Source organism: Azoarcus sp. TTM-91 (assembly GCF_012911025.1).
In the GTDB taxonomy this organism is placed as follows: Bacteria; Pseudomonadota; Gammaproteobacteria; order Burkholderiales; family Rhodocyclaceae; genus Azoarcus.
The window spans coordinates 1-3,100 of the sequence record NZ_WUEI01000216.1; the positions used below are offsets into that span (position 1 = coordinate 1).

Sequence of the window (3,100 nt, forward strand, 5' to 3'; positions counted from 1 at the left end):
AGATCGTTCTTGCCGGCGTAGGGGGCGATCAGTTCTTCCACGGTGTGCAGGCGGCCGCCGACCATGATGGCGCGGATGGCGGCGGCGTCTTCGATGCGGGCGAGCGGATCGCCGTCGACGATGGCGAGGTCGGCGAGCTTGCCGGCGGCCAGGGTGCCGAGCTCGGGGTGGAGTTCGGCGCCGGGCACGCTGGTGGCGCTGCGCAGGGCGTCGGCGGGGCTGATGCCGTGGCGGACCATGGCGCGCAGGTTGAGGTGCAGCGAGATGCCGCCGGCGGCGATGGGGAAGTCGCTGCCGCTGACGATGCGCACGCCGGCGGCGAGCATGCGGCGGATGGCGTCGATCTGGCGCACCACCGCCGGCAGCGGGCGGTAGGGGCCGCCGCGGGCGGCTTTTTCCAGCGCGGTGCGTTCGGCGGGCGGGAACAGGGTCTGTACCCGCGGGTCGTCCAGCACCAGTTCCGGGGTGTCGCCAAGCAGGCCTTCGAGGCCGAACACGGTGGGGGTGCGGCACAGGCCGGCGGCGGCGCTGAGGGCGAGCACGTCCTGGTAGAGCACGCCGGTCTGGCTGCCGGTGCGGGAGTAGCCGAAGCGGCTGGTGCCGCCCATGTGCTCGTAGCCGTCGGCGCCGAAGGCGGCGGCGGGGAAGAGGTAGTGGGAGGTGATGGGGATGCCGAGCGCATGGGCGCCGGCGGTGGCGCGGCGGTGCAGGGCGGGCGGCAGGCGCACGTAGGTCTTGATCAGGTCATAGTCCAGCGCGCGGGCGCGCTCCATTTCACGCGCCACCGCGGCTTCGTCGCGTAGCGGGTGCATGTTGTCGAAGAACACCCGGCGGCCGTCCAGCGCTTCGCCGGTGCCGAAGTGGCGCGGGCCGACGCGGGCGCCGGCTTCCACCGATTCGCGGTTCTGCAGGAAGAGGTAGGCGTTGTCGCTGAGGCCGCGGGTGGTGGTGATGCCGAAGGCGAGGAAGATGCGCGGCTCGCGGTCGCCGAGCTGGTTGCCCATCTCGCGGTGGGTGTGCATGTCGATCAGGCCGGGCATGACGCAGTGGCGGCTGGCGTCCACCCAGCGCACGCCGCCGCGCTCGGCGCGGTGGGGCTCGATGGCGGCGATGCGCTGGCCGTGGATGACGACATCCACATCCCGCAGGTAGTGGTCGGCGCGGCCGTCCCACAGCCGGCCGGCGTGGATCACGGTGGTGGCGGTGGGCCAGGCGGGTTGCCAGCGGAGGTCGAGGGGGATGTCCTCGATGCGGTGCTGGCCGGCGCCGCCAGCCGTGGCGGAAGACGACGCGAGGTGCAGGCGGCGCAGGCGGCCGTGGTGCAGGTAGTCCAGCGCGCGGCCGTGCCGTGTCCAGCACAGGGCGTCGCTGTCCTCGCCGTTGAGCGCTTCGGCCTCGCCGGCGGGGCTGCCGTCGGCGGCCACCGGCAGGCGCCAGATCACCCGCTCCATGATGAGGGCGAGGTGGCGGCCGTCCGGCGACCAGCACGGGCCGGCGGCGTTGCGCACGTCCACCCCGCTGCCGGCGCGCGGCAGGTGGTAGTGCGCCCGGCCGCTGGCGAGTTCGTGTACCAGGATGGCGTTGAGGCCTTCGCGGTAGCGGGCGCTGTAGGGGCGCACCGCGGCGTAGGCGAGGAAGCGGCCATCCGGCGACCAGCTGGGGCGGCCGGACCACACCGTTTGCCGCAGCAGCGGGCGCAGGGCGCCGCTGTTGGCGTCCACCAGGTAGATGCGGCCGTCCTCGCCGGCGCAGGCGATGTGCTGGCCGTCCGGCGCCCAGGCGGCCTGCTTCAGCGGCACATGGCTGCGGGTGAGGCGGCGTTCGGCGCCGCTGTCGGCATCCAGCAGCCAGAGGTCGTAGTTGCCGTCGCGATCGCAGGCGTAGGCGATGCGCCTGCCGTCCGGCGCCCAGGCGGGGTAGGTCTTGCCGTAGCCGTCGTGGGTGAGGCGGCGCGGTGCGGCGGTGCCGACCTGCAGCAGCCAGAGCTGGTTGAGGGCGCCGAAGACGATGCGGCTGCCATCCGGCGAGCTCTGCGGGAAGGCGATGCCTTTCACCGGCCGTGGCCGGCTGTCGTCGAAGTCGCGGTAGCGGCGGGGGTAGCCGCCGGCCGGGGTGACGGCGAGGCGGGCGGAGAAGGGGATGTCGGTGCTGGCCGCCCTGGCGTCGCCCCCGCTGGTGGCGGCGAGTTGCCGGCGGCGCAGGCGGCCGTCGGCGGCGTAGAGCACTTCCTGCGCGTCCAGCCAGGCCGCGGCGCAGGGGAAGACGTCTTCGCCGGCCTCGCTCAGGGTGACGCGGTAGGGCCAGCCGGCGCGCGCCGGGCTGCCGTCGTCCGGCTGCTGCCAGTCGATGCGGCTGCGGCACAGGCGGCTGGCGCGCAGGTCGCGGCCGCTGCCTTCGAGCAGGCGATAGACGAGGGCGCCGCCGTCCGGCGTCCACGCCGGCGCGCTGGCGCCGGGCCCCGCCACGGCGACATGCGGCGCCTGCGCCTGCCCGGCCGGCGGATGGGCCTGCGCCACCAGGATGCGGCCGCTGCTGGAGAAGGCGAGGTGGCGGCCGTCCGGGCTCCAGGCTGGCTCGCCGTCCTCGCCGTCGCTGTCGGCGACCAGCCGGATGGCGCCGCTCTCCAGCGCCAGCGTGTAGATGGCGTAGCGGCCGCCGCGGTCGGAGGCGAAGGCGAGTTCGCGGCCGTCCGGGGAGTAGCACGGCTCGCGGCAGTCGTATTCGCCGTCGGTGTGCTGGCGCAGGTCGCTGCCGTCGGCGCGCACGCTCCAGAGCTGGAAGCCGCCGCTGCGGTAGGACTGGAAGGCGATGCGCTGGCCGTCCGGCGACCAGGCCGGGCGGGCGATGTCGTCCAGATCACCGCTGAGCCGCCGGGCTTCGCCGCCTTCAAGTGGCAGCGTCCACAGCAGGCCCTGCAGGTCCAGCGCGAGGCTGCGGCCGTCCGGCGACAAGGCGAAGGCGAGGTTGGTGCCTTCGGTGAGGGTGACAGGGAGGCTGCCGGTGAGCGGCGGCGGAAGGAAGGGAGGCAGGCCTGCGGTTTCCGCTGTGGGGGCTGCGGGAGATGTGGCGGGCGGCGGCGCGTCGCGCAGCGCCAGTGCAC

Annotated in this window: 1 protein-coding gene; it reads right to left on the reverse strand. The window is 74.5% G+C overall.

The annotated features are described in order from the left end of the window. The coding region (locus GRF61_RS23670) for an amidohydrolase family protein (RefSeq protein ID WP_169153072.1) at positions 1–3,100 on the reverse strand (3,100 nt) is incomplete at both ends.